Raw genomic sequence first — 26,008 nt, 5'->3', positions numbered from 1 at the left:
CCTTATGTGTATTTAAAGATGCCTTGCCCAAGAAGATCCACGTTCCTTTGCATAGACTTCATAGGGTATTACTAAGATGTTAAATTCAGGGGGCATTTCATCATTTGGAAATACCCTCCATTCTATGGGAAACGTCTGTGATAATTTCAAAGATAACATTCTACCTAATCTTTTTCCTTCACTCAACTCAGTGTGTCCTTTGTGAATATACAAATGGAGGTGACCGGGAGTTTTTGACTCATAGGCGGTAAAATTCATAAAACCTTCCTCTCTTAGCAATAGTTGAGCTTTGTGATAGAATTTTTCAGTATATCTTCCATTATAGTCAAATACAATATTTTCAACCTTATTATCAGCTAAAATCAAAGAATGAGCTAGAGTCAGCTCTTTTTTTAAGTGCTTTTGAATTAACACACTTGTAAGCATTGAATCGACTCTTTCAAACTTATCATAAAATATTTTACCCAAATGTGTGAGTTTTTTCCCCAATCCTTCTTTTTTTTCATAATAAAAGGAAGTATTCATCTTGATAAGTTTCAAATTCATCTCTGTCATAAGATCGCCTTAAAAAATTGGCTTATCATAAACCATAAATCCTTTTGTTAATTCCTTTATTTCCTCTTTGATGCTTGATTGTTTTGAAACATTTGTAATATCATCAAGTATATCGGCAATTTTATTTGCTATCCATTCAAATTCTTTTTCTTTCATTCCTCTTGCAGTTAGTGCAGGGGAACCAATTCTAATCCCACTAGTAACAAAAGGGCTTCTATTTTCTCCAGGAACGGTATTTTTATTTACGGTTATCCCAGCATTTCCAAGTGCGATATCCGCATCCTTGCCACTGAAAGATTTATCTAAAAAGTTCATTAATATCAAGTGGTTATCAGTGCCTCCACTCACAAGGCTATAACCTCTAGCGACCAACACTTCTGCCATTTTTTTGATATTTGATTTTACATTTTTAGCATAAGTTTTCCATTCAGGCTTAAGATTTTCATTAAATCCAATGGCTTTTGCTGCTATCACGTGCATCAAAGGACCTCCTTGTATGCCTGGAAAAACAGCCTTATTGATTTTTTGAGAAATTTCTTCATCATTAGTTAGTATCATTCCTCCTCTTGGACCTCTGAGTGTCTTATGGGTGGTGGTGGTTATGATATGACAATGTGGGAAGGGATTAGGATATTCTCCAGCTATTATAAGACCAGCGATATGTGCGACATCGCCCATCAAAATCGCCCCGACGCTATCAGCTATTTCTCGGAATTTTTTGAAATCAAGTTCTCTTGTATATGCAGAAAACCCACATACGATTATTTTTGGTTTCACGATTTGAGCAATTTGGGCAACTTTTTCATAATCAATCCTCCCATCAAGCTCCACGCCATAAAAAAAACTCTGATAAGTTTGTCCTGTTGTGCTTACCTTTGATCCATGGGTGAGATGACCCCCATGATTTAGATCCATTCCTAAGATTTTGTCATAAGGCTTTAAAAGTGCGGCATAAACAGCTCCATTGGCTTGAGAGCCTGAATGTGGTTGGACATTGGCAAATTCACAACCAAAGAGTTTTTTTGCTCTAGCTATAGCAATGTTTTCGATTTCATCTACAAACTCACAACCTCCATAGTATCTTTTTCCAGGATATCCTTCGGCGTATTTATTTGTAAGTATGCTACCCATAGCCTCCATAACACTTGGGAAAGTATAGTTCTCACTTGCAATCATTTCAAGATGATCATTTTGTCTTTGGAGTTCTTTGGTGATAACGTCAAAAATTTCCCTATCAGAGCTTTGTATTTCATAGTTCATTTTATTCCTTTTCTTCTGTGATTGGACCATTATTATAATCTATTTTAACTGGTTTCATTGCGGGAAATAAAATAACATCTTTGATGGTTTTAGAATCTGTAAATAGCATCACAAGTCTATCAATCCCTATTCCTTGTCCTGCGGTTGGAGGAAGCCCATATCCCAATGCCCATACGTAGTCCTCGTCCATATACTGTGCTTCTTCATCTCCAGCGTCTTTGGCTTTGACTTGTGCTTTAAATCTATCAAGTTGATCAAGAGGATCATTGAGTTCGCTAAATCCATTTGCAATTTCTTTTCCGCCAATAAATAGTTCAAACCTATCTGCAATCTGAGGATCTTGATCATTTCTTCTAGCTAGTGGGCTTATGTCAATGGGGTATTGGGTGATGAAGGTTGGATTAATTAGTTTTGACTCTACAAATTCATCAAATGCTTCTCCTAGTAGTTTTCCATAACTCATAGTGGAATCAACCTTTATGTGATGTTCTTGAAGGAATATTCTCAGTTTTTGCTCATCTTCAATGATTTCTTTTGATATGTTTCCAATCTTTTGTAATGCATCTTTATAGGAGATGATAGTGAAATCACTAAAATCAATTATTTCGCCATTATGTGGAATTTTTGTAGGTAGATGTAACTTTTGCAATAAGTATGCAAATAGCTCTTTACTCAGAGCTATTAAGTCTTCATATGTTTTGTATGCCCAATAGAATTCAATCATTGTAAATTCAGGGTTGTGAGAGTGATCCATTCCTTCGTTTCTGAAATTTCTATTGATCTCAAAAACCGCTTCAAATCCTCCAACTACTAAGCGTTTGAGATAAAGTTCAGGAGCAATCCGCAGATATCTCTGTACATCAAGTGCGTTATGATGAGTGATGAAAGGCTTGGCATTTGCACCACCAGGGATTGGATGAAGCATAGGGGTTTCTACTTCCAAAAATCCTTTATCTTCAAAAAATCTTCGAATATTAGAAATGATTGCAGATCGCAATTTAAAGGTCTGTTTTACGTCTGGATTGACAATAAGATCAAGATATCTCTGTCTGTATCTAAGTTCAATATCTGTGAGACCATGAAACTTTTCAGGCAATGGAATGATTGATTTAGTCAGTATTTTAAACTCTAAGGAATGAATACTTAATTCTCCTGTTTTCGTAACAAAGGGATAACCATAGATATTAACAATATCACCAACTTCTAATATCTTTTTGACAAGTTCAAAATCCTCACCGAGATCATTTTGAGATATATAAGCTTGCAAAATACCGCTTTGATCTTCAATTTTTATAAAGGCTGCTTTACCCATCAATCTTAAAAACTTGACTCTCCCACTTACCCAATATGTAGAGGTGGCATCTTTTCTATTATCTTCAGGAAGAGATTTGAGATTTTCAAATGTTTGAGTAAAAGCAAGATTTGAAATGCCCTTACAGGCATCATTTCTATAGGGATTCTTACCTGTGTCTAAGAGGTCTTGAGCTTTTTGAATTCGTTGTTTTATGTATTGGTTTTCAAACATTAATTTATTCCTGAGGTTTATTCTTAAAAATCTGTCTTCGTATCATTCTGATTCATATCAGGTGCTAAGCTTTTAGGAACATCTTCTATCATCTCTTTTGTACTTTTCTTGATATTGTCTTGTAGATTTTGAGTTACCCCATCAACGTTCTTTTGAAGCTTTTGGATCTCATCTTCACCTATTTGTTTGCCTACAGATTTGGTATTATCAAGTGTTTGTTGAACACTTGGAATTTTCAAAATCGTCGCAGAAATCACATTCATTATCGGGTAGATTTTGCTATTTTTTTGCAAATAACTATTAAAACCTTGAGTGAATTTAGGTTTTGAAATTCCATAGAGTATGAAACCTATAATCAAAAATATCTTACAACAGGAGAAAATAAAGCCAAGTGTTTTATCAATGATGGCAAAGTCTGTTATTTTAATAATTTTGCTTAAAATAACACCGAGTATCAAAAATGCTACCCATACCACAGCTAGTATAACAACAAATCCTATTAAAGTAGCAATTGATGGCGTTTTGAAGTCATATACACTCGCACTGATCCATTCACCCATATTTGTAGCAAATCTTGAGCCAAGAAACACTCCTAGCAAGATTCCCAAAACGCCTGAAATTTCATTTACAAATCCATTGTAAAAACCTCTTAACCCAATTACCACAATGATTATAATCAATATTAAGTCTATATAGCCCATCTTCACTCTGTATTTTTTAGTTTTAAAGAGTTATCATTCTACAACAAATAACCTAAAAAATAAAAATCTTAGGTCAAATTAAAAATTAGGAAGTATATGCTTAAACTTAAAAATAAGATAATAAATATCAAAGAGTATTTTATGTCTTTGTATGAATACACATCCAAAAGCTTGAAAATACGAATACTATCAGCGTTAGTATTGGCGGTAATATTTTTGATTCCTGTTTATGGAGGAGGTTTTTTTGCCTATTTGGGATTTGAAAAAACCGCTTTGGTCTTCCAGACTTTTTTTGGACTTTTAAGTGTGCAGATCTTTTTATCCACGCCCAAGACATTAAAATTTTGGTTTGGATTTTTTGTAGGGTTGGGACTTTTTTATTGGACAGGGCTTAGTTTTCGATTTTCACCCATGGAATTTTTGATTCCTTTTGTGATGATTTTCGTGAGTATTATTTATGGACTGGTATTTTATTTTTTATTTTTTTATAATTCTTGTTTTTGGAGAATTTTTACTCTTATGGTAAGTAGTTATATTCATCCCTTTGGGTTTGATTGGTTTGTGATTGAATCATTTTTTTCTTATAGTGCTTTTGGGGTGGATAAGCTTAGATTTTTTGGGATTATAGTTGGAATATTGATGCTGGTTTCTTTAAGAAAGTATTGGAAGTTTGTAGGGGTTTGTTTTTTGCTTTTGTGTGTAGATTGGGGATATGTGGCTAAAAATACACAATCGCAAAGTAATTTAAGCATCAATGCCCCATACTATGAAGGAAAACTCAACTTAGAAATTATAACGACCAGTGTATCGCAATCTCAAAAATGGGATGAAAAACAGATGAAGTTTATCATTGATAATAATTTTAATCTGATTCGTAATGCACAACAAGAATATAAAGATGTTGTTGTTTTACCTGAAACAGCATTTCCATTCATTCTTAATAGAAGTTTTATTTTAGATGAACTTATGATACTTGGAAGAGATATCACTATTATTGCAGGTGGTTTGCGTGAAGATGAAAATCACAGAATTTACAATAGTATATATATATTTCAAAATGGAGACTTTAAGTATATTGACAAAGTTGTGCTCGCACCTTTTGGCGAGAAGATACCTCTTCCTGAATTTCTTGCAAAACCATTGCGAAAGTTGTTTTTTGGACAGGATATAGGGCTTAGTGATGCGAAAAAACTTGGAAATATTCAAATAGGAAAAGATGTTTTTCGAGGAGCAATTTGTTATGAAGGGACTTCAGGTATAATGTATCAAGATAGACCTAGATATATGATTGTTATCAGCAATAATGCTTGGTTTGTGCCAAGTATTGAACCTATTCTTCAAAGAATGTTGATAAAATATTACGCTAGAGTTTATGGGAGTGTAGTTATTCATAGTAGTAATCACTCCTTATCTTACGTTGTGTCCGATTCTGTGCTGGGAGACAAAAATCTATGAGAGAAGAAAAATGCTAAAAGCAACTGGGCTAACACATCATTTTGAAAATTTGCTCTATAAAGATCTTGATTTTGAGATTTTTGCAGGAGAGTCTATGGCTATTTTAGGTGTGAGTGGAAGTGGAAAATCAACTATATTGAACAATCTTTCTACAATGCTAAAGCCCATAAAAGGTAAGGTGGATATTTTGGATCACCAAGATATTTATTCATTATCCAATAAAGAACTTTTAAAAATCAGACGTTATGATGTGGGGATTATATTTCAGTCTCATTATTTGTTTCGAGGATTTACTGGAATAGAAAATCTTAAAGTTGCCTGTATTCTTTCTTCTATGGATATAGATGAAGATATGCTGAAGGCTTTGAACATCTCTGAAATCGTTCATCAAAATGTTGGTGAGCTTAGTGGGGGACAACAACAGCGTTTATCTATAGCTAGAGTTTTGACCAAAAAGCCTAAGGTAATTTTTGCGGATGAGCCTACAGGAAATTTAGACAAAGAAACAGCACAGAGTGTGATGAAGGTCGTCTTTGAATATATTAAAAAAACGCAGGGAATTCTTGTTCTTGCAACGCATGATGAAAAGATGGCAAGGGAATGTACTCATAGTTTTCTATTAGAAAATAAAAGATTAAATAAAATTTAAATATTTTTAGTAAGAATGGATATAATCATAGATAGATTTTTTTATATTTGGATTGATCTCTAGTTCAAGCTCCATAATACTTAGTGGTATAGGAGAATCTTTAAGTTTGACTTCATCTTTTTGAGTCACTAGTATAGATGTCGCAGAGTGTTTCTGGAATTCTATCTGTAATTGATTCATATTAAAATCACTATGGTCATTTAGCGTTATTTTTCCAATAGTATCAGGAAGATATTCATCCAATCTAGAAGGATTAGCTATGGCTGTGACTAGAAGCATTCTTTGTGTTTGATTATTGATTTTTACTTTACGTTTATAATCCACGCCTTCAATGGCTAAAATATCGGCTATCTTATATAAAGAAGGTCTCTCTCTATACATACCACTTGGAATACAGAGTTTGAAATAAGGTTCTAGTTTTGGTTTGAGTAAAATATTTAGCTTTTTGAAATTGAAACGAAATCCATCATCAAGAAAGATAGCTTTACATCCAAGTTCTTTTGCTTTTTGGATCGCTAAAGCTCGTTTTTTGCTCACAATCACAGTGGCATTTTTTAGTTTTTTTGCTATCAAATATGCTTCATCCCCAGCTTCTTTTTGAGCACACATTATTTTTCCATTTTGGCTCACAATGACTAAACCTTTTGATTTTCTTTTATAGCCTCTAGAGATGATAGCTACGTCCATATATTCTTTTGCAATCTCTATGATAAAGGGAGTTTTTCCGCTTCCTCCTGCAATCAAATTACCTACACTGATAATAGGTATTTCAAAATCAATTGACCGTGATGCTTTTCTGCGAAGAATTGAACTAACATAATAAATTAGGGAGATGGGCAAAAAGAGAAACACAAGTATTTTTTGAAAAATACTTGGTTTATAAAAATATCTATCGATAAAACGCAAAATATTTCTTTATTTTTTTAGTGCATAAATAGTTGGGAGATTTCGCTTGAAGAGATTTTTTTTGATTCTTGTTACTATTGAATTCACCATTTCTCTCTCAAATCCAAGTTGATAGAATTTTTTCACATCAATTTCAGATAGATCGCTATAGTTTTTGGAGATTTGCAAAAGCAATTTATCAACTTCTTCATACGGATATCCTAGCTCATCTTCATCACTCTGACCTGCATACAGATCAGCACTAGGTTTTTTATCTATGATATGCTTAGGAATATTGAGTATTTTTGCTAACTCATATACCTGCGTTTTATAAAAATCACCAATAGGGTTTATTGCATAGGCAAGGTCTCCGTGTATCGTTCCATAACCCAACATCAATTCACTCTTATTGCTAGTTCCTACTACGATCGCACGAATTTCTTGAGATAAATCATATAGCAAAGACATTCTGATTCGAGTGCAAAAATTACCTTTTCGGATTAGGTTTGCTTCTTTGTGATTAGTTCTAAAGCATTCATCATATTGATTGATAGACTGAACTTGATAGGGGATATCAAATTGTTCGCACAAGGCAATTCCATCAGTGAGACTGTTTTTTGAAGAAGTAATCGAAGGCATTAAAAGTGCCTCCAAGTGTGTTCCAAAAGTCATTTTGCACAAAACGGCAACGACTGCACTATCTATTCCGCCACTCACTCCTAAAACGACACGGTTAAAACCACGATTTTTTGCTTCTTGGTATAGAAAATTTATTAGGGATTTGACGATGTTTTGAGGTAAATTTGGTATGTTCATGGATTTTTCCTAAAGTTAAAATATTTACTAATCGGGAATTTTACCAAAAATATTTGTCAATTTCACCACCATAAGAAAAAATTTCATTATTTTTTTAAAAAATTTAATTTTTGAAACATTTTTTTCTATTTAAGTATTTTTGAAATTTTTCTATCTTGATGTAGTTTTATACCTGATTTTTATGCCAATTTATGGTTTTATATCTAAAGTATTTTTTAGAGAATTCGATGACTGCTAGAATGAGGAAAGCACATAGTTGGTTTTTTTAGTTCTTATATGGTTTGACAACTTTCCATATTTTAATATCTTGATTGATTTTATTGGTTAATTATTTTTTAATATAATAATTTATAAATTAATTTTTTATATTATTAAAACTAAATTTTATGGTTTTATGGTTTTGAGTTAAAAGACTTGATTGTAGGTATTTAGGTATTCTTGTTTAGTGTCTCATAAAAAAACTAGCATGTTTTTTGATAGATTTGAAGTCTATTAGTTACCCTATGGTTAGAATATAAAAATTGATTTTAGGGGTGTGGCGAATATGAGACATAAATACTTTCGAAATATTCTCTAGATATCATTTTTGAACTTTAAATCTTCATCCATGCATAGGCTCTTTTAGTGTTTTTACTATATTTGCTATAGGACTTTCTAAACGAACTATTGGGAGATTTCTAAAATCAATATTTGAAGTGTTTTTGCAGATAGTTTTTGGATTATTTTTTTTTAAATCAAAAACATTTAAGTTTAATTCAAATACAATTCAAAGATTTTAATATCTACGTTTTTCAGAAAAACAACCTAAAAACAACAAAAGGAGAACAACGATGGCTGAAATTAAACGACGTGATTTTTTAGGAATGACGCTCGGTGGCGTGACTGCCGTGGGAGCTATAACTTCTTTGATCGCTATGAAAAAAACTTGGGATCCATTACCAAGTGTTGTGTCTGCAGGTTTTACAACTGTGGATGTTAGTGCAATCAAAGAAGGAGAGTTCTTTCAATCTGAATGGAGGGGAAAACCTATCTATATCATCAGAAAAAAAGCTGATGAGGGTTTTGATAAAGAAAGGGATTTTAAAATAAATGATAGTGTCTTTACGCTAGGCATTCAGATTTGCACTCACCTTGGGTGTATCCCTATCTTTAATCCTGATTTAAAGGAATTTTTATGTCCTTGTCATGGAGGAAAGTTCACACTTGATGGAATCAACGTAAAAGGTACCCCACCTCCTAGACCTTTTGATATTCCACCTTTTAAGGTTGATGGAACGAAGATTGTATTTGGAGAAGTGGGTGTTGAATATCAAGCAATGATAGGCAAGGCATAAGGAGGATAAAATGGCAGAAATTAAAAAAGCTGATGGATTGGTTGATTGGTTGGATCAAAGGCTCGGAGTCAAAAAACTAACAAAGGTCTTGATGACTGAATACTGGATTCCTAAAAATATAAACTTTTTATGGGCAATGGGAGTTGTTTTGACAGCTTTATTTACCATACTTCTTGTTTCAGGAATTTTTTTATTGATGTATTATAAACCAGATGCACAGATGGCTTTTAATAGTGTGAATTACACTATTATGCAAGAGGTTGCTTACGGTTGGTTATGGCGACATATTCATGCTGTTGCAGCAAGTATGATATTTGTTATTATTTACATTCATATGTTTGTTGCCATCTATTATGGCTCCTATAAAAGAGGTCGGGAGATGATTTGGGTAAGCGGTATGCTACTTTTTGTGGTATTTTCAGCAGAGGCCTTTAGTGGCTATATGTTACCCTGGGGACAGATGAGTTATTGGGCTGCGACAGTTATCACTAATCTTTTTGGTGGCATTCCTTTCATAGGTAATGATGTCGTGGAATGGATAAGGGGGAATTATGTGGTTGCAGATTCTACTTTGACTAGATTTTTTATGTTGCATGTCTTTTTGCTTCCCGTTGTTATTATGATTTTGATTGTGGTGCATTTTTATTCACTGAGAATTCCTCATGTGAATAATCAAGATGGAGAAGTTTTTGATTTTGAAGCCGAAGAGAAAAAATACATTGAAGGAAAGAAAAAAGACTCAAAAGTTATTCCATTCTGGCCAGTTTTCCTTTCAAAAGACATTTTTGTGATTTGCACCTTTATGATATTTTTCTTTTATTTGGTTTGTTATCACTATGATTTTGCTATGGATCCTGTGAATTTTGACCCCGCCAATAGCTTAAAAACTCCTACACATATTTATCCTGAATGGTATTTCTTGTGGAGTTATGAAGTGCTAAGAGGCTTTTTCTTTAGTGCGAATCTTGGATTAGTCGCTTTTGGTATAGCACAGGTCATTTTCTTTTTCTTGCCTTGGTTAGACAGAAGTCAAAAAGTTGCACCTGCACACAAAAGACCTTTATTTTTTGTGTGGTATTGGCTAATGATAGTGGATTTGATTGTTTTAACAGTCTTTGGAAAGCTTCCACCAGAAGGTATGAGTATCTATATAGGTTTTGTTGCCTCTATAGCGTTTTTGTTCTTATTTCTTGTGGCTTTACCAATAATTACGATTATGGAGAGAAATAAAGGAGGTGCAAAATGCTAAAGGAATTAAAAATACTAGTTCTTTTAATAGTTGTTGTAGGCGTTATTTATTGGGGTGTGGAGCCTTTGGCTCATTCAATAATGCATCCTAAGGTTGCCCCTGCTGATTATGATTTTAAGGATTTAGAAAAAATAGATTTAAGTAAAGGGGATGTAGAAAAAGGTAAAAAGCTCGTGACAGAGAACTGTACTGCTTGTCATGGAATCAAGTCTCAAAAAATTGATGCACCTATGGATAATGCTTCTTCTGCAGGTAGTTATGGTGTTGTTCCTCCAGATTTGTCTAATATTGCTGCAGTGCTTGATCATAATTTTTTGGCAAACTTTATCAAAAATCCTGTTAAAGCGACAGAGCTTTCACACAAGTTTGGCGATTCTCTTCCATATCCAATGCCTCCATATGATTGGATGAGTAATGATGAGATTTCTGATATCGTAGCTTATTTGGCTTTTATTGCTCCCAAGGAACTTAGCGACAAAGAGGTATTTACACAAGCTTGTGATAGATGTCATAGTATTCAATATGATAAAATGATAGCTCTTACTCCTGATGCTGATTTGGAAAGATATTTAGGCACTAAAGCTCCTGATTTGTCTATGATGATAAGAAGTAGAGGTGCTAAAGAATTGAGCGTGTTTATCAATAATCCGCAAAAAATGATTCCTAATACCCCAATGCCTAGAGTCGGGCTCACAGAAGAAGCTCAGAAGCAAGTTATTAACTATTTGGAAAAAGTAGGTGATAGCAAAAAGGCACAAAGGGATTCGCTTGGAATCAAAATTATGATCTTCTTTGCTGTGATGGCACTACTTGCTTATGCTTGGAAACGTAGAATCTGGAGTGATTTGCATTAAAAAAATATAACATACTCCGAAGGTTTTTTTTATGATTGTATCTTATCCCCTTCTTTTTGGAGAGGGAGGATACAATTGATTCATGTTTGTCTTTCAATGCTTTCTCAAAACATCTCTAGATTTATATTTTCGTTGTTAGGTTCTCTACAGATGCTTAGACTAAGGCACTTCATACTAAAATTTATGGACTGTTATGAGGATTTAGTTTTTTCTAAATTCTTTAATAGCATTTTGAATGATGATTTGAACGTCTTTGTAAAATCTTTGAGGCAAGATTACTTCACCAGATTCTTTTTGAGTAGGAGGATTTAAAATTTCAAGATCTTCATAATTCTTCATTTGTATATAACATACATAGATCAAATTTTTTGTATTTGAATTCTAAAAATCCTAATTTTTGAAGTTCGCTAAGCCAATTTTTGATTGTTTTACTAGTTACATCAAATTCATAAGTTGTATTTCTTTGATTGATTTGAAGTAATCCATCTTTACATTGAAGTTTCCATAGGATATCTCGAAGTTCTGCATAAAATAAAAAGATCTTGCTATTCTTATAGGATTTAAAGAAAGTTCTGATTTTAGAATGGTAAAATTGCTCAAGCTCAAATTGCTCAAGTTTAAAACATTTACTAGACATAAAAGCCCCTATTGGAACTTAAGTCAAGCTAAATGTTTGGATTTTATTTAAAATCAAGCCATTTTAAAATTTCAGATTTGATATTTTCTTTTTCCAATACTTTTGAATGAATCATTGGTTTGCAAAATAGATTTTTTATAAAATCTGGAGTTGGCATATGATTTTTTTCGCACATAAATGCGATAGCTTCTTTGTCATTTAATTTTTTATCAAAAATTGCTTCCACTACGCTTGGGGCAAATTTTGTCCATTCAGCAGTAGAACATATGATGGTAGGAACATCTTTACAAAATTTATCTACTCCTTTTAGGGTTGTTGCTGTATGAGGGTCTAGTAAATATCCCATATTAAAGGATTTTTTAATATATTCCAAGCATTCTCTATCAGTGCAAGATACTGCTGAAAAATAATTTTGCAGACTTTCTAATTCACTTGAAGAAATTTCATAATGTAGATTTTTTTGTAGATTCTCCATTAATTCATATGTGCGTTCTCCTCCAAAAAGTGCGAATAAGATTCTCTCTATATTTGAACTTTTAAGGATATCCATCGCAGGAGAATAGCTTTTTATAAGCGTTTTATCTTTAATGTTGTAAATACCTGTTTGAATAAATTCTGTGAGTATATTGTTTGGATTTGATGAAATAATAATTTTTTTAACAGGCAACCCCATTTTTTTTGCATAGAATGCTCCGAGTGCATTTCCAAAATTCCCACTTGGAACAACGATATAAAATTCCTCTCCAAATTTAATGTGATTGTTTTTTACTAGATTCAGATAACCCCATATGTGGTAGATAATCTGAAAAGCGATTCGTCCAAAATTTACAGAATTCGCAGCTGATAAGTAAATGTCTTTTTTCTGTAATTCTGCCTTAAAATCTTCATCTCCTAGTAAAGATTTTAATGTGCTTTGAGCATCATCAAAATTCCCATTGATTCCAAATACTTTTAGATTTTTTCCCTCTTGAGTTAGCATTTGGAGTTCTTGAACATCGCTTGTACCACCTTTTGGATATAAACAAATCACTGAGATATTATCTGTATTGGCTAAGCTTTTTAATGTCGCTGGACCTGTATCTCCGCTTGTTGCAGTGAGTATCAGATATTTTTTGTTTTCTTTAGCAGCAAGAGCGGATAAAATAGTTCCAAATGGCTGAAGTGCCATATCTTTGAATGCTCTGGTAGGGCCGTGATAAAGCTCTTGAGAATATAGATTTTTTTTGATTTTTACTAAAGGGGCAGGGTTTTTTGGATCATCAAATTTTTCATAGCTTTGCAAGGCCTGTTTTAAAATATCACTATCTAAAGAAATTCCTAAACCTGAAAATATTTCTCTTGTGAGTTTTTCATAATCAAAATCAATGAATTCTTTAAAGTTTTTTGAAGGAATATTTTCAAGCGTATAGAGTCCTCCAAAAGGAGCACTTGGATTTAAAACCGCTTCTTGAAAATTTATTTTTTGAGATTTAGCCGATTTATTTTTGTAGCGAGTTTTAGTGAAAATATTCATCAAAATCCTTTCTTCATATTTTTATGGTTGTGAGATTATAATATTTTTGTGATAAAGTGTGGTAGGTTTTGATAGATTTTTATAGGGGTAAAAATGGATTTTGAATACAAATTGATGATGTTTGGATTTTCGGCTTTGTGTGAAAATATTGATGAAGTGAAACAAAGATTGAGACAAATACCCATAGAACGAGCAATTGCTGAAACAATTGAGCAATGTTATTTAATAGATTTAAGGAGCGGCGAAAAATTTGATATAGCCTATAATGAAAAGGGTTTTTATATTAAAAATTAGGAGCATAAAATGAATAATACGCTTTTTTCAGCTTGGAAAATCAAGAATCTTCAAATTAAAAATCGAGTTGTGATGGCTCCAATGGATCAGTATAGTGCCAAATCAGATGGAAAAATAACTCAATGGCATTATCACCATTACCTGAGCAGAGCCATTGGTCAAGTAGGACTTATTATCATAGAGTGCAGTGCGGTTTGTGAAGATGGCAGAATATCTGATGCTGATTTAGGCATATGGTCTGATGATCATATAGAGGGTCTTAAGTCAGTTGTACAGGCTTGTCATCAGTATGGAACAAAGGTCATTATTCAGATAGGTCATTCAGGTAGAAAATGCGAATGTTCGGTGGATGAAATTTTAGCACCCTCAAGTATTCCTTTTTCTGAAAACTCCAAAATACCCAAAGAGATGAATACGCAAGACATTAAAAATATAATAAAAAGCTTTAAAGAAGCTGGAATTCGTGCATTAAAGGCTGGTTTTGATGGTATTGAAGTTCATGGTGCACACGGTTATCTTATCAGCGAATTTCTTTCTCCTCTTTGTAATACCAGAAATGATGAATATGGAAAGGATAGATCAAGGTTTCTGCGAGAAATTTTGGAGGCATTGAGATCTGTTTTACCACAAGATTTTCTCCTCTCCCTTAGAGTTTCAGCTAGAGATTATGATCAGGATGGAAATGACATAAAGGACGTTATACATCTTTTAGAGCCCATCAAACATCTTTTTGATGTCTTAAATGTTAGCACAGGAGGGGTTATATCAACTAACATTAAAGTTTATCCTGGATACCAAATAGAATGTGCAAGGATTCTTAAAGAAAAACTTTGTATTCCTTGTATAGGTGGAGGGCTTATAACAGATTCCATGATGGCAAATAAATTGATTGCATCTGATGTGGTAGATGCGGTATTTTTGGCTAGAGAGTTGCTTATTAACCCATACTGGCCTATTCAAGCAGCTCTTGAGTTGAACCAAAAGATTGAATTGCCTATTCAGTATGAACGTGGAAGATATCTTTATTCTTGATTTTTGATTAGGAAGTAGATAAATTTTACTTTTGAATTAATTGACAAAAACTACAACCTTGAGGGTTATAATTCTATAAAATCTTTCAAGGTGTGAGATGAAAAAATCTTTTTTTTGCTTTTTTTTGCTTTTTTTTGCTTTTTGTGCAGCTGATAATTGGAGAGATCTCAATGAACTTCATAAAGATCTTAAGGATGTCAAATTGAACCATACTCAGGATAAAGCTGTGAAAATGCTCTTTAAGGAATATCATCATCAGCTTAAAGATTGGTGGAAATTAAATGGGCAGACGGATTCACTCATAATGAAGCTTTTTTCTGGAGAGGATTTCAATATTGAAGAAATAAAAATCAAACTCAAAGAGATATATGATAGAAAAATCGATCTAGATTCGGAGTTTTTAAAACAACTTCATTCTATTTTGAATCAGGAGCAACGAAAAAAAATATCCAAAGAATTTGGAGAAGATGACCAATAGTAAGGAGTAAAGATGGGAAAATTGCTACTAATAGAAGATGATTTAGAAATGCAAGGCTTGATAAAAACTTATTTAGAGCAAGCTAGATTTAATGTTTTAGCGACGGATTTACCAAGTAAGGCACTTGAGCTTATGAGAGAAAATCAAGGAGGCATTGATCTAGTTATTTTGGATTTAACGCTACCAGAAATGGATGGATTTGATTTATGTAAAAAAATCCGTTCAATCTCTCAAGTTCCTATCATTATCTCCACAGCAAGAGGGGATATTTATAATAAAATTCAGGGGTTTGAGAAGGGTGCAGATGATTATTTAGCAAAACCTTATGAACCTGCAGAGTTGATTGCTAGAATCAATGCAATGCTAAGAAGATTCAAGCCTAAAGAAATGGTTTTTGATAATCTATCTATTAGTATTGAAAAAAGAGAAGCTAGATTAAATAATCAAGTTCTTGATTTGACTAATACGGAGTTTGATATTTTAGTTTTTTTGATAGAAAATAGACTTCATCCCATTTCAAGGGAAGCTATTGCCAATACTATCAATGCTATTCATGAAGACAGCTTATTAAGAAGTATTGACACTCATGTTAGAAATCTTAGAGTAAAACTCAACGATAACGCTAAGGAGCCTAAATTCATTCAATCTGTTTGGGGGATAGGATATAAGTTTTGTTTATAACGAGCTTGAGGGTAAAGTTCAGCTTTTTTTTTGGAATGGCATTTTTGTTTGTTATTGCATTGTGGTATCAGAGTGATAAAATCATTACAGAGAAGCAAAACGAGAGGGCAAAAAATGAGACGATGCTTTTTATTCAGAGTATTTTGCCTAACTACACCACAGGAAATTTGAATGCTGTCAGACTTGCTATGAGGAAGTTTGGATACATTCGTTTGATAGCCATGCCTAAAAGCTATAAAATTATTGAATCAAAAAATGATGATATGTTGGGAGTGAAGATTTTCAGAACCAAGTCAAAAATAGGTTTTAGTGTGAATTATTTTGGAGATAATTTTATTGTGGCTAAGGATATTGAATCTGATTTTTGGGAAGAAAATAGGTTGAAGGTATTTTTTCTACCTATTATGCTTATTTTGGGTGTTTTATATGTCATATCTTTTACATTAATCAATCCTTTAAATAAGCTTGGTTATGCGATTAAGGAATTTGCAAAAGGAAAATATGACAGGGATTTACAAACCAATAGAAAAGATGAAATTGGTGATTTGATTCGTGCTTTCAATTTTATGGGCGAGAAGATTTTCAAGATGTTAAAAAGCAGGGAACTGATTTTGAGAAACATTGGACATGAACTCAAAACCCCACTTGCTAAGATGAAGCTTATTTTGGCATTAAATAAGAATAAAACTCAAGAATTCAAAAAGCTTGAACGTTATGTGGGCGATATGCAAAAGATTTCCGATAATATGTTGGAATTTGAGCGAGTTAATAGTGGGAATATTGTCATAACAAATGAGGAATTTTTGAGTGAAACATTGATATTTGAAGCATTATCAAGTTTTTCTGATGAAGAAAATAGAATCTCTGTGGATTTTGGAAAAAATTTTAGTATTTTGGGCGACTTGCGTCTTTTATCGGTTGCATTAAAAAATCTTGTAGAAAATGGCCTAAAATATAGCAGGGATGGAAGGGTGCATATCCAATCCATCCAAAATAAAATTATTGTCAAAAATAAAGGTGATATTTTAGAGCATAGTATCAGTTATTATTTAGAGCCCTTTTGTAGGGATTCAATACATAGTGCTGTGAGTGGTCATGGGCTGGGTCTTTCGATTGTGAGTGAGATTTTATCTTTGCATCATTATGAGCTTGAGTATCGCTATGAAAATGATTATCATATATTTGGTTTGAATTTTGATATCATTTCTTTAATAAATAAAAAGTTATAATTGCATCTAGTATTAGAAGGTAAAAATTATAATGTTAGTAAGAATTATTTTAAAATAATTCTTCTTTAATGATAAGGAGAAGTCTTGAGGTTAGTTAATATTGCTTTTAAAGACAGGACACAACTAGAGAATGATTTGAGGCTTTACCAAGTAGGTCTAGATACCAATGAGAAGTATTTTGTGCAGATCTTTGGATCTTTAGGGCGAGAACTTTCAGAATATTTGATTGATGTGCTAAATGAATTGATTCCAGGTTGTGAAATTTTGATCGCTTCAAGTTCTCATCAGATTATAGATTCTAAGGTATCTAAAGATGATATTATCATGGGGATTTCTTGTTTTTTACATTCAAGTGTAAGGACAATGCACTTTTCAAGCGATGTACCCGAAAAGAAAATGGCAGAAGAAGTTGTTTCTTCTTTAACTTCTAAGACGAAACTTTTGCTAGTTTTTATTGAATATTTTAGTGTTTCTGGAGAGGAGTTTTTAAGTCAGCTATATGATCTTGCTCCAAATCTTATTGTTGCTGGGGGGAAGGCTACAGGTAGTGGAAGTAGAGGAGTTAGAACCCTTATTGGAGATACAAAGGGTATTTATCTTAATGGGATTGTCTGTGCTCTGATTGATTCAGAAGTGCTAAATGTTCAAAACAGTTATAGCTTTGGTTGGCGTCCTATTGGGCTTACTTTGCAAGTTACCAAATCCCATAAAAACATCATTTATGAGATCAACCATACACCCATCAAAGAAATTTATAAGCGATATTTTGGAAATGATATTGTTAAAACAATTGAGCAAGATGGTTGGAATTTTCCTTTTGTATTTCAAAACAAAGATGGAAAGCTAATTGGTAGGGTTTTAGATAAGGTTCTTGATGATGGCGGTATTGCATTCTTGGGTGATATTGCTGAAGGAACTATGGTTAGTTTTTCCTTTGGATTATTAGAGAATGTGAAGACAGATCTTTTTGTTGAGAATGAGAAATCTCCTCGGAGAGCTCAAGCTATTTACCTCTATTCCTGTATTGGAAGGGTATTATTTTTAGGTTTAGATGGAATCAATGATCTACTAGGAATTTCCGCTGATGCAGATGCTGTTTGCGGTTTTTTTACTTATGGAGAGGCGTATCATTTTGATTCGGGAAATGCTATATTAAATCTAACAAACACACGAATATTATTAAGTGAAGATAAGTTTGATTTTAGACCCAGAGAGAATTTTTTGGAGTTTCAGCAAAATAAAGATTCACGAATTTTAAATGCAATGACCTACTTACTCCAAGTTACCTCCAAAGAACTAGAAGCCACAACTAAGACATTAAAAAGTTATCGAGATATGGTGGATGAGGCGATACATCATAATGTTATCGACAAAGATCTCAATATCACTTATACAAATGAAAAGATGCGTAATATTACAGGTTATACAAAAGAGCAAATAGTAGGAAGAAATGTTCTTGATGTGCTTACTACTGAGATGAAGGATTATGTCCTCAATGAGATTGTTCCTACTCTTAGAAAAAAAGGTTTCTGGAGTGGCAAGATGAGTCATATCAAGTCAGATGGTAGTTTGTATTATGTTAATACTATCATCAAGGCAGTTTTTGATCGAACTGGAGAAGTTTCTTCATATATTGTAGGAGAGATTGATAGGACTGATGAAGAACTCAATCAAAGACGACTTGAAAAAGATATAAAATTTTTACAGTATTCAGATGATGAAAAACGCCATCTATTAAAACAATATGAAGAACTAATTGATAAAAATCAGAGCCTTTTCAGGTTGGATTTGAACAGAAACTTCACTTATGCTAATGATACTTTCTTAAGTATTTCAGGCTTTAAGTTGGAAGATGTTATTGGTAAAAATATTTATGAATTTTTAGATGATGAGCAAAAAGAGCAATTCATGAAAATTGGTAAGGCTCTTAATGAAAAGGGTATTTATAAAGGTATCATCAGGCACAATCGATCTGATGGAACACATTTTTATGTCAATAGTGTTGGGGTTTATATCTATGATCTTGAAGGAAGACCTATTGAAATCATGGCAGTGGGAATTGATATTACCAGAATTGTTGAATCTCAACAAGAAATTGAAAATGTTCAAAAGGATGTCATCATCGCAATGGGAACCATTTGCGAAGGCAAAAGTAGAGAAACAGGCAATCATATTCAAAGGGTAGCAAAATATTCTAGTCTTCTTGCAAAGCTTTATGGTTGTTCCAAAGAAGAACAATCTTTAATAGAAATTGCTTCTCCAATGCACGATATTGGTAAGATAGGTATCCCAGATTCTGTTTTAAATAAGCCTGGTAAGCTTACTCCAGAAGAATTTGAAGTGATGAAAACTCATACCATATTAGGTTTTGAGATGCTTAAGGGCTCTAATCGTAATATCCTAGAAACTGCTGCACAAATTGCAAAAAGTCACCACGAATGGTGGTCAGGCGGTGGTTATCCTTGTAATCTCAAGGGTGATGAAATACCTCTTTTTGGGAGAATCACAGCAGTTGCTGATGTTTTTGATGCGATTGGAAATGATAGATGTTATAAGAAAGCTTGGCCACTTCCTGAAGTGATGGAGCATATGAAAAATCTAAAAGGCAAACAATTCCAACCCGAACTTGTGGATTTGTTTTTAGAGCATATAGATGAATTTTTACTCATCAGTGACAAGTATAAGGACTAAAGAGTGAGAATTTTTTTACGTTTTTGGATTAAAAAAGAGAGTAGAAATTTTCTAGGTAAGGGCAAAGTTGAGTTGCTTGAGCATATCAAAACCACAGGATCTATTTCAAAAGCAGCAAAAAATATGAAAATGAGTTATAAGGCTGCTTGGGATGATATTGATAGCATGAATCATCTCTCTGAAAAACTTTTGGTGCAGAGTGCAAGTGGGGGTAAGGGTGGAGGTGGAACTATTATCACACCAGAGGGCGAAAAAGTAATCACTCTTTTTAAAAGAATTGAAGCTTTGATGAATAAAATTGAATCTAGCTTAGATGAATCCAAAGATTTTGATGAGCTTGAAAAAAAGATAATTTTCTTGGAGAACAAGTTTTTTCTTTAAGCAAATCGTTATATATAAAAATATACAATGATTTTAAAACGCAAAGGAGTTTTTAAAAATGAAAAAAATAATTTTCGGGGTAGTTTTGATAGGATTGTTATTATTTGCAAAAGAGGCAAATATAGCTGCAGCTGCAAACTTGCAATATGTTTTAGAAGAAATTTCTAAAGAGTTTTTGCTCACACACAAACAAGACAAACTTAATATTAGCTATTCTTCTTCGGGTAAGGCTTATGCTCAGATTTCTCAATCAGCTCCGATTGATTTATTTATTTCTGCTGATGAGGAGTTCCCGCAAAAACTTTATATGGAGAAAAAAACTCCCCAAAAACCACAAGTTTATGCACGTGGTGTATTGGTTTTATGGAGTCATAATCCAAAGATAAAAATCAATAGCTTGGAAAATCTCACTCAAAAAGATATTATTCATATCGCCATTCCAAATCCTACGCTTGCTCCCTATGGAAGGGCTGCAAAGGAAGCTTTACATAAGAGCAAGCTTTATGATTTTATAAAATCTAAACTCATCAACGCTAGTTCCATATCCCAAGCACATCAATTTGTCTCTAGTGGAAATGCAGAAGCTGGATTTGGAGCATTATCTTTAATAGATAAAAAAGATAAAGATGTGAGCTATGTTGTCATCGATAAAACTCTGTATAATCCGATTAATCAGGCTTTGGTATTGACTAATTATGGTAAGAATAACCAACTAGCAAAGGATTTCAAAGATTTTCTCTTGAGTTCAAAAGCAAAGAAAATATTTCAGAAGTATGGCTATATAATAAATGAATAAAGTCCCTTGTGTGATTGGTGAGATTATTTCTGATGAACAGATAACATTAGTTTCTATGAACTCAAAACAACATTCTTTTATGGCGATGGTTTTAAATAATGGTAATCTTGAATTGGGAATGAAGGTGAATGCCATCTTTAAAGAAAGTGAAGTGATGATCTGCGATCGTTTTTATTCTAAGATCAGTGCTAGGAATCGTTTTGTTTGCAAAGTTCTTAGTGTAAATAAAACAAAAACCCTTGCAAGAATTGTTTTTGAGTTTGAGGAATTAAAAATAACCTCCCTTATAACTATCCAAGCTTGTGATGAGCTAGAAATATTTGAAGGGGGTATTTTTGGATGGTTTGTGAAATCTTCAGAAGTGATGCTTGAATATGTTTGATATAGAATTTTGGCAGACGATTTATTTGAGTCTTGTGTTAGCTTTTTGTACAACATTTATTTTATTGCCTGTTGGAGTTTTTATAGGTTATTATTTAGCTTTTAATAAGGGTGTATTCAAAGTTGTTTTAGAAACCTTGACCTGGATGCCATTGATTCTACCACCAACGGTTTTAGGTTTTTATTTGCTTATAGCATTTTCCCCAAATTATTTTTTAGGAGCATTTCTTCAGGATAAATTTGGAATAAAATTGGTTTTTAGTTTTTCTGGGTTGATCATAGGGAGTGTGATTTTTTCTCTTCCTTTTATGATAAATCCCATTAAAAATGCGCTTTCTTCACTCCCCATATCACTAAAAGAAGCAAGTTATACCTTAGGAAAAGGTAAGCTTTATACACTTTTTTTTGTTCTTTTACCTAATGTTAAATCTAGTATCTTGATGGCGATGGTAACTACTTTTGCTCATACTGTTGGGGAGTTTGGTGTGGTGATGATGATAGGTGGGGATATTCCTAATGTCACTAGGGTTGTAAGTATTGCAATTTATACCCAATCTGAAGCTACCAATTATGCACTTGCCAATCAATATGCTTTATGTCTTTGTGTGATTAGTTTTGGACTACTTTTTTTAGTGTTATTTACCAATTCAAGAGAAAAAAATAAGGGCATCATATGATTGAGCTTGAAGTCCAAAAGTCGCTTTATGGAAACAAAGGAGAGTTTCTCTTAGAGCTTGATTTGAAAGTGCCAGAGGCTAAATTTGTCTGTATTTTTGGAAAATCAGGTGTAGGTAAAAGCACTATTTTGAGAATGTTAAGCGGCTTACAAAAACCCGACAAAGGAAGAATTGCACTAGGAAATAAAGTTTTTTTTGATTCTGAAAAAAATATAAATCTACCTGTTCAGGATAGAAAGATTGGATTTGTTTTTCAAGACTACGCACTTTTTCCGCACTTGAATGTATATAAAAATATCATTTTTGGTAGCAATAAAGATAAAAATCGCATTGATGAGGTGATTTCCTTGATGGAGTTAGAATCATTTTGTGATAAAAAAATATCTACGCTCTCAGGTGGTCAAGCTCAAAGAGTTGCTATAGCTAGAGCATTGGTAAGTTCTCCAGAAATTTTACTACTTGATGAACCCTTAAGTGCTTTAGATAGAGAAATGAGATTTAAGCTTCAAGAAGAATTGAAAAAGCTAAGCAAACATTTTAATATCAGTAGCTTTTTGGTCAGTCATGATTTGGGAGAAGTTTTTAAACTCTCAGATTATGTCTTAACTCTTGAAGAGGGAAAAATAATAAAGTTTGGAACGCCTCAAGAAGTGTTTTTGAATCAAAGATGGAGTGGTAAGATGCAAATCAATGGGGAAGTGTTGGGTATTACAAAAACAGATGTGATCTGTATTGCAGATATTCTTGTGAATAATTCTGTCATAAAAATAACCCTAGATCCGCTTGAAGCAGAGGATTTTAAAATAGGGGATTGTGTCGTAGTTATTGCTAAAGCATTCAATCCTTCTATAACGTTGCTATAAAATTGGCACGGCTTTTGCTTTGTCTAAGCAACATATTTTTAAAAGGATGTTTTATGACAAGAAGGTTATTTAATAATTCGGCTTTTTTAACACTAGCACTAGGTTTGGCAGGGTGTAATTCTATGATGAACCCATCTTCAGATGACACAAGTTTGATACCTCCATCAGCAGTGTATCAACCAGGTGGTATCCAGGCTCCAGTATACCCTCCTACAGGTTTTGCAAATCCCAATCTAAATGCAGGGAATAATATCATTAAACGTTCTACCGTAGAGCCCTTACCAGATACTAGATTTGATGATTCTGACTCCATAAGCCCTAAAGGCGATCCGATGATTCAAAATACCCCTATGCTAACTCCAAGCAATGTTATTGAGCTTAGTGCAGTTGGAATGGGCGTGGCTCCAGAATCTACGATCTCTCCTTCACAAGCTTTGGCTTTAGCAAAACGAGCAGCCATCGTGGATGCTTATAGGCAATTGGGTGAAAAGATGTACGGTATCAGGGTGAATGCTCAAGATACCGTCAGAGACATGGTGCTACAAAATTCTACAGTGAAAACAAAAGTTCAAGCCTTGATTCGAAATGCAGAAATCACTGAAACTGTCTATAAAGATGGTTTATGTCAGGTCAGTATGGAACTAAAACTTGATGGCAGGGTGTGGTATCGTGCCCTAACAGGTGGTCGTGGTTAAAAATGTGCCTTCATAAAACATTCACAGATAAAATTCCTCAGATATTTCTGGGGGTTTTTGTTTGCTTGTTTCTGACTTCTTGCACTTCTTTGCAGAATTTTTTTTTACCAAAAGATCCAGGTGAAAAAACTTCCAAAAAATCTCAAAATATAAAACAAACTCCTACATTCAAGCTTGTGTATATAAAAACAGCGATGTTTCGTTTCTATGATTATGGAATTTTGGATATTGGACCTAAGGAAATAAAATTAGAGCTTTTTAAGCTTGGGAAAAGCATGGGCAGTATTTTGGTAAAAAGAAAACAGATATGTCTTTTGAGTGATTGTGCCCCCAAATGGCCAGCAGCAAAGAATTTTTTTGGAAAGGTTAGCTATGGAGATCTATTTGATGATATTTTGCTATCAAAAGATATTTTTGATGGAATTGGTAAGCAAATAACTCCAGATGGTGGGGTGATACAGAGATTTCAAAAAAGCGGAGAAGTTTTTTTCTATGAGCGCAAACCTGGTCATATACTCTTTAGAAATATGAGTACGGGCGTAACCATATCCATTGATGACTATGTAGATCCTAGTTTGCAAACCCAATCTCCCTAGTCGTTATCCCTAAGCGTTTTTCAAAGTTTTGACAATATTTTTTTAAATTATTTGTATTTTTAGCATTCATTCGATAGAATAAAGGATTTTAAATTTGGTTGCATAGCCAACTATTGGACAGAGGATTGATGAAAAAGATTTTAGGGCTTTTACTATTATCATCATCGCTTGGCTTTGCGAATGGATTTAAGATCCAAGAGCAGAGTATCAATGGCACAGCACTCTCTTCTGCTTATGTAGCTGGAGCAAGGGGTGCGGATGCGAGTTATTATAATCCTGCAAATATGGGCTTTAGCAATGATTGGGGTGAAAATAAAAGCGAGTTTGAACTAGCAACTTCTCTCATTACCATACCTGGATTTAAATTTGATGTGCCTACAACAAATCAGGGACTATATTCTGAAACAACTTTGAAGTTTAGTTCTGGTACTCAAACTGGGATCAATATAGGAAAGACCTTTATTCCCGCATTGGAGGATTTATCAAAACCTATCAAACTCTACCATACTTCTCCAGATGTGCAGGTAGTAGGTGGTTCCACTGGAGATACGAATTTTATTTTGCCAAAACTTTTCTATAAGTCTCGCACACATAATGGTTTTACCTTTGGAGCAAGTTTTGTTGCACCTTCAGGTCTTGCGATGAACTGGGTAGGCAAGGGCGGAGAGTTTCTTCAGGATGTCTTTATTATGATGATAGAATTTGCTCCGAGTGTGAGCTATACCATCGGGGATCGTTTTTCTATTGGTTTTGCCCCAAGGATTCTTTATGCGATGGGGAGCTTCAATAACGTTGTGTATGTTCCATTGGACAAAAAGAAACTAGGCATCTCTTTAGATCCTTCTCAAATAGGGAATCTCAGTAATGATGAAGTTGCAGGTTTGATACCTCAAAGTATTAAAGATCAAGTAGGTCCTCTTTTGAAATTCGCCTCATTTTTTATGCCAAGCCTTAAAAATTCTGATGGCACCATTAATTGGACAGCTTTAATGAGTGGTGTGGAATCTGAAACCACTAATTTATTTGGCACTGCGCAGGTGTATCAAAAATCTGATGGAAAAGCCCTCTCTGCTGGATATCGGGTCGCAGCTTCTTTGCGTGTGTTTGATAATGGAATGCTTTCTGTTGTGTATAATTCTCCTGTAAAGCTTAATATGCAAGGAAGTCTTTCGGCCACAACTTATATTGGAGGGGCTATTGGAGATGTTCTTACCACAGGAGATCTCAATATTGCTGTTACGATGCCTGAAATTTTAACCCTTGCTTATGCAGAAAATTTTTTTAAAAATCATTTGCGAATAGAAGGTGTGTATGAACGAACGTTTTGGAGTAGGGGTAGCAAGTTTCTTGTAACTCCTGATTTTGAAAATGCCACTTACAAGGGGTTAAGTGGAATGGTTGCTAATACAAATGTATTTAACTCTGACACGCTCAAGGGAATGGTAGGACTTGCTGATTTTGCTGGAGTGATGAATATGGGTGCAGGATGGCGTGATACAAATACTTATCGATTGGGAGTTACTTATATGGGGAAAAGTTTGCGTTTGATGGGATCTTTGGCATATGATCAAGCACCCAGTCCTCAAGATAAAATTGGAATTCCTGATTCTGATGGTTATATGGTGGGTGCGGGTGTTAAATATAATTTTCGAGGTTTTGATTTGGGGGTTGCCTATTCTGTGACTTTTAAAGATAATCGTAGGAGTATGTACCAATCTGATGGATTAGGACAATTAAAAATTGCCACCATGAGCTTAGGTTATAGGTGGTAGGGGAAGATA

The 26,008-nt window shown here is 33.7% G+C and carries 28 protein-coding genes; 19 read left to right on the top strand and 9 right to left on the bottom strand.

Annotated features, from left to right (window positions below; genetic code table 11):
- Positions 1 to 12: 12 nt before the first annotated feature.
- Genes BKH42_RS02690 through BKH42_RS02675 form a run of 4 tightly spaced genes read right to left on the bottom strand, consistent with a single transcriptional unit; the run spans position 13 to position 4,041 of the window.
- Positions 13 to 555, bottom strand: a complete 543-nt coding sequence (locus BKH42_RS02690) for a DUF1882 domain-containing protein (RefSeq protein WP_095294605.1) — start codon at positions 553 to 555, stop codon at positions 13 to 15.
- Positions 556 to 564: 9 nt separating this feature from the next.
- Complete coding sequence (locus BKH42_RS02685) at positions 565 to 1,815, bottom strand: serine hydroxymethyltransferase (protein ID WP_095294603.1); 1,251 nt, start codon at positions 1,813 to 1,815, stop codon at positions 565 to 567.
- A 1-nt stretch (position 1,816) separates the two neighbouring features.
- Positions 1,817 to 3,340, bottom strand: coding sequence for a lysine--tRNA ligase (gene lysS, locus BKH42_RS02680; protein ID WP_095294601.1), 1,524 nt, complete (start codon positions 3,338 to 3,340; stop codon positions 1,817 to 1,819).
- Positions 3,341 to 3,363: 23 nt separating this feature from the next.
- Positions 3,364 to 4,041 carry a CvpA family protein gene (locus BKH42_RS02675; RefSeq protein WP_095294599.1) on the bottom strand — a complete coding sequence of 226 codons (678 nt, stop codon included), beginning with the start codon at positions 4,039 to 4,041 and terminating at the stop codon, positions 3,364 to 3,366.
- A gap of 96 nt (positions 4,042 to 4,137) precedes the next feature.
- Between BKH42_RS02675 and lnt the strand changes: the two genes are divergently transcribed.
- Positions 4,138 to 5,496 (top strand): apolipoprotein N-acyltransferase, encoded by a 1,359-nt coding sequence (gene lnt, locus BKH42_RS02670; RefSeq protein WP_095294597.1) that lies wholly within the window; start codon positions 4,138 to 4,140, stop codon positions 5,494 to 5,496.
- A 10-nt stretch (positions 5,497 to 5,506) separates the two neighbouring features.
- Positions 5,507 to 6,145, top strand: coding sequence for an ATP-binding cassette domain-containing protein (locus BKH42_RS02665; RefSeq protein WP_095294595.1), 639 nt, complete (start codon positions 5,507 to 5,509; stop codon positions 6,143 to 6,145).
- A gap of 6 nt (positions 6,146 to 6,151) precedes the next feature.
- Here the strand turns inward: BKH42_RS02665 and BKH42_RS02660 are convergent, their stop codons facing one another.
- Both BKH42_RS02660 and BKH42_RS02655 read right to left on the bottom strand, forming a co-directional pair.
- Positions 6,152 to 7,051, bottom strand: coding sequence for a tetraacyldisaccharide 4'-kinase (locus BKH42_RS02660; RefSeq protein WP_095294593.1), 900 nt, complete (start codon positions 7,049 to 7,051; stop codon positions 6,152 to 6,154).
- 9 nt (positions 7,052 to 7,060) lie between these two features.
- Complete coding sequence (locus BKH42_RS02655) at positions 7,061 to 7,846, bottom strand: NAD+ synthase (protein ID WP_095294592.1); 786 nt, start codon at positions 7,844 to 7,846, stop codon at positions 7,061 to 7,063.
- 830 nt (positions 7,847 to 8,676) lie between these two features.
- Here BKH42_RS02655 and BKH42_RS02650 point away from each other — a divergent pair.
- The 3 genes from BKH42_RS02650 to BKH42_RS02640 are packed head-to-tail and all read left to right on the top strand — an operon-like array spanning position 8,677 to position 11,283.
- The gene (locus BKH42_RS02650; RefSeq protein ID WP_095294590.1) at positions 8,677 to 9,180 is read left to right on the top strand and encodes a Rieske 2Fe-2S domain-containing protein; all 504 of its coding nucleotides are present in this window, start codon (positions 8,677 to 8,679) and stop codon (positions 9,178 to 9,180) included.
- A gap of 10 nt (positions 9,181 to 9,190) precedes the next feature.
- A complete protein-coding gene (locus BKH42_RS02645; RefSeq protein WP_095294588.1) occupies positions 9,191 to 10,429 on the top strand; it encodes a cytochrome bc complex cytochrome b subunit in 1,239 nt (412 codons plus the stop codon).
- A complete protein-coding gene (locus tag BKH42_RS02640; protein ID WP_095294586.1) occupies positions 10,423 to 11,283 on the top strand; it encodes a c-type cytochrome in 861 nt (286 codons plus the stop codon). The genes BKH42_RS02645 and BKH42_RS02640 overlap by 7 nt, the downstream gene beginning before the upstream one ends.
- A 201-nt stretch (positions 11,284 to 11,484) precedes the next feature.
- On the opposite strand, the gene BKH42_RS09405 is transcribed toward BKH42_RS02640, so the two are convergent.
- The 3 genes from BKH42_RS09405 to thrC are packed head-to-tail and all read right to left on the bottom strand — an operon-like array spanning position 11,485 to position 13,433.
- The gene (locus tag BKH42_RS09405; protein ID WP_180673919.1) at positions 11,485 to 11,622 is read right to left on the bottom strand and encodes a hypothetical protein; all 138 of its coding nucleotides are present in this window, start codon (positions 11,620 to 11,622) and stop codon (positions 11,485 to 11,487) included.
- A complete protein-coding gene (locus tag BKH42_RS02635; protein WP_095294584.1) occupies positions 11,609 to 11,920 on the bottom strand; it encodes a hypothetical protein in 312 nt (103 codons plus the stop codon). The genes BKH42_RS09405 and BKH42_RS02635 overlap by 14 nt, the downstream gene beginning before the upstream one ends.
- A gap of 43 nt (positions 11,921 to 11,963) precedes the next feature.
- On the bottom strand, positions 11,964 to 13,433 hold the full coding sequence (gene thrC / locus BKH42_RS02630) for a threonine synthase (RefSeq protein ID WP_095294582.1): 1,470 nt from the start codon (positions 13,431 to 13,433) through the stop codon (positions 11,964 to 11,966).
- Positions 13,434 to 13,526: 93 nt separating this feature from the next.
- Between thrC and BKH42_RS02625 the strand changes: the two genes are divergently transcribed.
- The 14 genes from BKH42_RS02625 (at position 13,527) to BKH42_RS02560 (ending at position 25,999) form a co-directional block, all read left to right on the top strand.
- A complete protein-coding gene (locus BKH42_RS02625) occupies positions 13,527 to 13,727 on the top strand; it encodes a hypothetical protein (protein WP_095294580.1) in 201 nt (66 codons plus the stop codon).
- A gap of 9 nt (positions 13,728 to 13,736) precedes the next feature.
- Positions 13,737 to 14,759: an NADPH dehydrogenase gene (locus tag BKH42_RS02620; protein WP_095294578.1), complete on the top strand. Its 1,023-nt coding sequence runs from the start codon at positions 13,737 to 13,739 to the stop codon at positions 14,757 to 14,759.
- 97 nt (positions 14,760 to 14,856) lie between these two features.
- Positions 14,857 to 15,237 carry a hypothetical protein gene (locus BKH42_RS02615; RefSeq protein ID WP_095294576.1) on the top strand — a complete coding sequence of 127 codons (381 nt, stop codon included), beginning with the start codon at positions 14,857 to 14,859 and terminating at the stop codon, positions 15,235 to 15,237.
- Between the two features lie 12 nt (positions 15,238 to 15,249).
- A complete protein-coding gene (locus BKH42_RS02610) occupies positions 15,250 to 15,918 on the top strand; it encodes a response regulator transcription factor (protein WP_095294574.1) in 669 nt (222 codons plus the stop codon).
- Positions 15,909 to 17,147 carry a HAMP domain-containing protein gene (locus BKH42_RS02605; protein ID WP_095294573.1) on the top strand — a complete coding sequence of 413 codons (1,239 nt, stop codon included), beginning with the start codon at positions 15,909 to 15,911 and terminating at the stop codon, positions 17,145 to 17,147. Before BKH42_RS02610 ends, BKH42_RS02605 begins: the two co-directional genes overlap by 10 nt.
- 84 nt (positions 17,148 to 17,231) lie before the next feature.
- Positions 17,232 to 19,838: an HD domain-containing phosphohydrolase gene (locus BKH42_RS02600; protein WP_095294571.1), complete on the top strand. Its 2,607-nt coding sequence runs from the start codon at positions 17,232 to 17,234 to the stop codon at positions 19,836 to 19,838.
- Between the two features lie 3 nt (positions 19,839 to 19,841).
- Complete coding sequence (locus tag BKH42_RS02595; RefSeq protein WP_095294569.1) at positions 19,842 to 20,219, top strand: LysR family transcriptional regulator; 378 nt, start codon at positions 19,842 to 19,844, stop codon at positions 20,217 to 20,219.
- Between the two features lie 58 nt (positions 20,220 to 20,277).
- Positions 20,278 to 21,015, top strand: a complete 738-nt coding sequence (gene modA, locus BKH42_RS02590) for a molybdate ABC transporter substrate-binding protein (protein ID WP_095294567.1) — start codon at positions 20,278 to 20,280, stop codon at positions 21,013 to 21,015.
- Complete coding sequence (locus tag BKH42_RS02585; RefSeq protein WP_095294566.1) at positions 21,008 to 21,397, top strand: hypothetical protein; 390 nt, start codon at positions 21,008 to 21,010, stop codon at positions 21,395 to 21,397. The genes modA and BKH42_RS02585 overlap by 8 nt, the downstream gene beginning before the upstream one ends.
- Positions 21,390 to 22,073: a molybdate ABC transporter permease subunit gene (modB, locus tag BKH42_RS02580; RefSeq protein ID WP_095294564.1), complete on the top strand. Its 684-nt coding sequence runs from the start codon at positions 21,390 to 21,392 to the stop codon at positions 22,071 to 22,073. The genes BKH42_RS02585 and modB overlap by 8 nt, the downstream gene beginning before the upstream one ends.
- Positions 22,070 to 22,936 carry an ATP-binding cassette domain-containing protein gene (locus tag BKH42_RS02575; RefSeq protein WP_095294562.1) on the top strand — a complete coding sequence of 289 codons (867 nt, stop codon included), beginning with the start codon at positions 22,070 to 22,072 and terminating at the stop codon, positions 22,934 to 22,936. Before modB ends, BKH42_RS02575 begins: the two co-directional genes overlap by 4 nt.
- Positions 22,937 to 22,989: 53 nt before the next feature.
- A complete protein-coding gene (locus BKH42_RS02570; protein ID WP_095294560.1) occupies positions 22,990 to 23,631 on the top strand; it encodes an LPP20 family lipoprotein in 642 nt (213 codons plus the stop codon).
- A 2-nt stretch (positions 23,632 to 23,633) separates the two neighbouring features.
- The gene (locus tag BKH42_RS02565) at positions 23,634 to 24,227 is read left to right on the top strand and encodes a hypothetical protein (RefSeq protein WP_095294558.1); all 594 of its coding nucleotides are present in this window, start codon (positions 23,634 to 23,636) and stop codon (positions 24,225 to 24,227) included.
- 128 nt (positions 24,228 to 24,355) lie between these two features.
- Positions 24,356 to 25,999 carry an outer membrane protein transport protein gene (locus tag BKH42_RS02560; RefSeq protein ID WP_095294555.1) on the top strand — a complete coding sequence of 548 codons (1,644 nt, stop codon included), beginning with the start codon at positions 24,356 to 24,358 and terminating at the stop codon, positions 25,997 to 25,999.
- Positions 26,000 to 26,008: the final 9 nt, after the last annotated feature.

Source organism: Helicobacter sp. 13S00482-2 (assembly GCF_002272795.1).
Taxonomy (GTDB): domain Bacteria; phylum Campylobacterota; class Campylobacteria; order Campylobacterales; family Helicobacteraceae; genus Helicobacter_J.
The sequence above is the reverse complement of the archived record's forward strand: the minus strand, read 5'-3'. Positions and strand labels throughout refer to the sequence as shown.

Bases quoted from the DNA above. Each gene is read 5' to 3' on its own strand.
- lnt (WP_095294597.1), top strand. From the start codon at position 4,138: ATGCTTAAACTTAAAAATAAGATAATAAATATCAAAGAGTATTTTATG.
- BKH42_RS02675 (WP_095294599.1), bottom strand. From the start codon at position 4,041: ATGGGCTATATAGACTTAATATTGATTATAATCATTGTGGTAATTGGG.
- BKH42_RS02690 (WP_095294605.1), bottom strand. From the start codon at position 555: ATGACAGAGATGAATTTGAAACTTATCAAGATGAATACTTCCTTTTAT.
- modB (WP_095294564.1), top strand. From the start codon at position 21,390: ATGTTTGATATAGAATTTTGGCAGACGATTTATTTGAGTCTTGTGTTA.
- BKH42_RS02665 (WP_095294595.1), top strand. From the start codon at position 5,507: ATGCTAAAAGCAACTGGGCTAACACATCATTTTGAAAATTTGCTCTAT.
- BKH42_RS02650 (WP_095294590.1), top strand. From the start codon at position 8,677: ATGGCTGAAATTAAACGACGTGATTTTTTAGGAATGACGCTCGGTGGC.
- BKH42_RS02685 (WP_095294603.1), bottom strand. From the start codon at position 1,815: ATGAACTATGAAATACAAAGCTCTGATAGGGAAATTTTTGACGTTATC.
- BKH42_RS02570 (WP_095294560.1), top strand. From the start codon at position 22,990: ATGACAAGAAGGTTATTTAATAATTCGGCTTTTTTAACACTAGCACTA.
- BKH42_RS02585 (WP_095294566.1), top strand. From the start codon at position 21,008: ATGAATAAAGTCCCTTGTGTGATTGGTGAGATTATTTCTGATGAACAG.
- BKH42_RS02560 (WP_095294555.1), top strand. From the start codon at position 24,356: ATGAAAAAGATTTTAGGGCTTTTACTATTATCATCATCGCTTGGCTTT.
- BKH42_RS02640 (WP_095294586.1), top strand. From the start codon at position 10,423: ATGCTAAAGGAATTAAAAATACTAGTTCTTTTAATAGTTGTTGTAGGC.
- BKH42_RS02565 (WP_095294558.1), top strand. From the start codon at position 23,634: ATGTGCCTTCATAAAACATTCACAGATAAAATTCCTCAGATATTTCTG.
- BKH42_RS09405 (WP_180673919.1), bottom strand. From the start codon at position 11,622: ATGAAGAATTATGAAGATCTTGAAATTTTAAATCCTCCTACTCAAAAA.
- BKH42_RS02620 (WP_095294578.1), top strand. From the start codon at position 13,737: ATGAATAATACGCTTTTTTCAGCTTGGAAAATCAAGAATCTTCAAATT.
- BKH42_RS02575 (WP_095294562.1), top strand. From the start codon at position 22,070: ATGATTGAGCTTGAAGTCCAAAAGTCGCTTTATGGAAACAAAGGAGAG.
- BKH42_RS02645 (WP_095294588.1), top strand. From the start codon at position 9,191: ATGGCAGAAATTAAAAAAGCTGATGGATTGGTTGATTGGTTGGATCAA.
- BKH42_RS02615 (WP_095294576.1), top strand. From the start codon at position 14,857: ATGAAAAAATCTTTTTTTTGCTTTTTTTTGCTTTTTTTTGCTTTTTGT.
- BKH42_RS02635 (WP_095294584.1), bottom strand. From the start codon at position 11,920: ATGTCTAGTAAATGTTTTAAACTTGAGCAATTTGAGCTTGAGCAATTT.
- modA (WP_095294567.1), top strand. From the start codon at position 20,278: ATGAAAAAAATAATTTTCGGGGTAGTTTTGATAGGATTGTTATTATTT.
- BKH42_RS02610 (WP_095294574.1), top strand. From the start codon at position 15,250: ATGGGAAAATTGCTACTAATAGAAGATGATTTAGAAATGCAAGGCTTG.
- BKH42_RS02655 (WP_095294592.1), bottom strand. From the start codon at position 7,846: ATGAACATACCAAATTTACCTCAAAACATCGTCAAATCCCTAATAAAT.
- BKH42_RS02625 (WP_095294580.1), top strand. From the start codon at position 13,527: ATGGATTTTGAATACAAATTGATGATGTTTGGATTTTCGGCTTTGTGT.
- thrC (WP_095294582.1), bottom strand. From the start codon at position 13,433: ATGAATATTTTCACTAAAACTCGCTACAAAAATAAATCGGCTAAATCT.
- lysS (WP_095294601.1), bottom strand. From the start codon at position 3,340: ATGTTTGAAAACCAATACATAAAACAACGAATTCAAAAAGCTCAAGAC.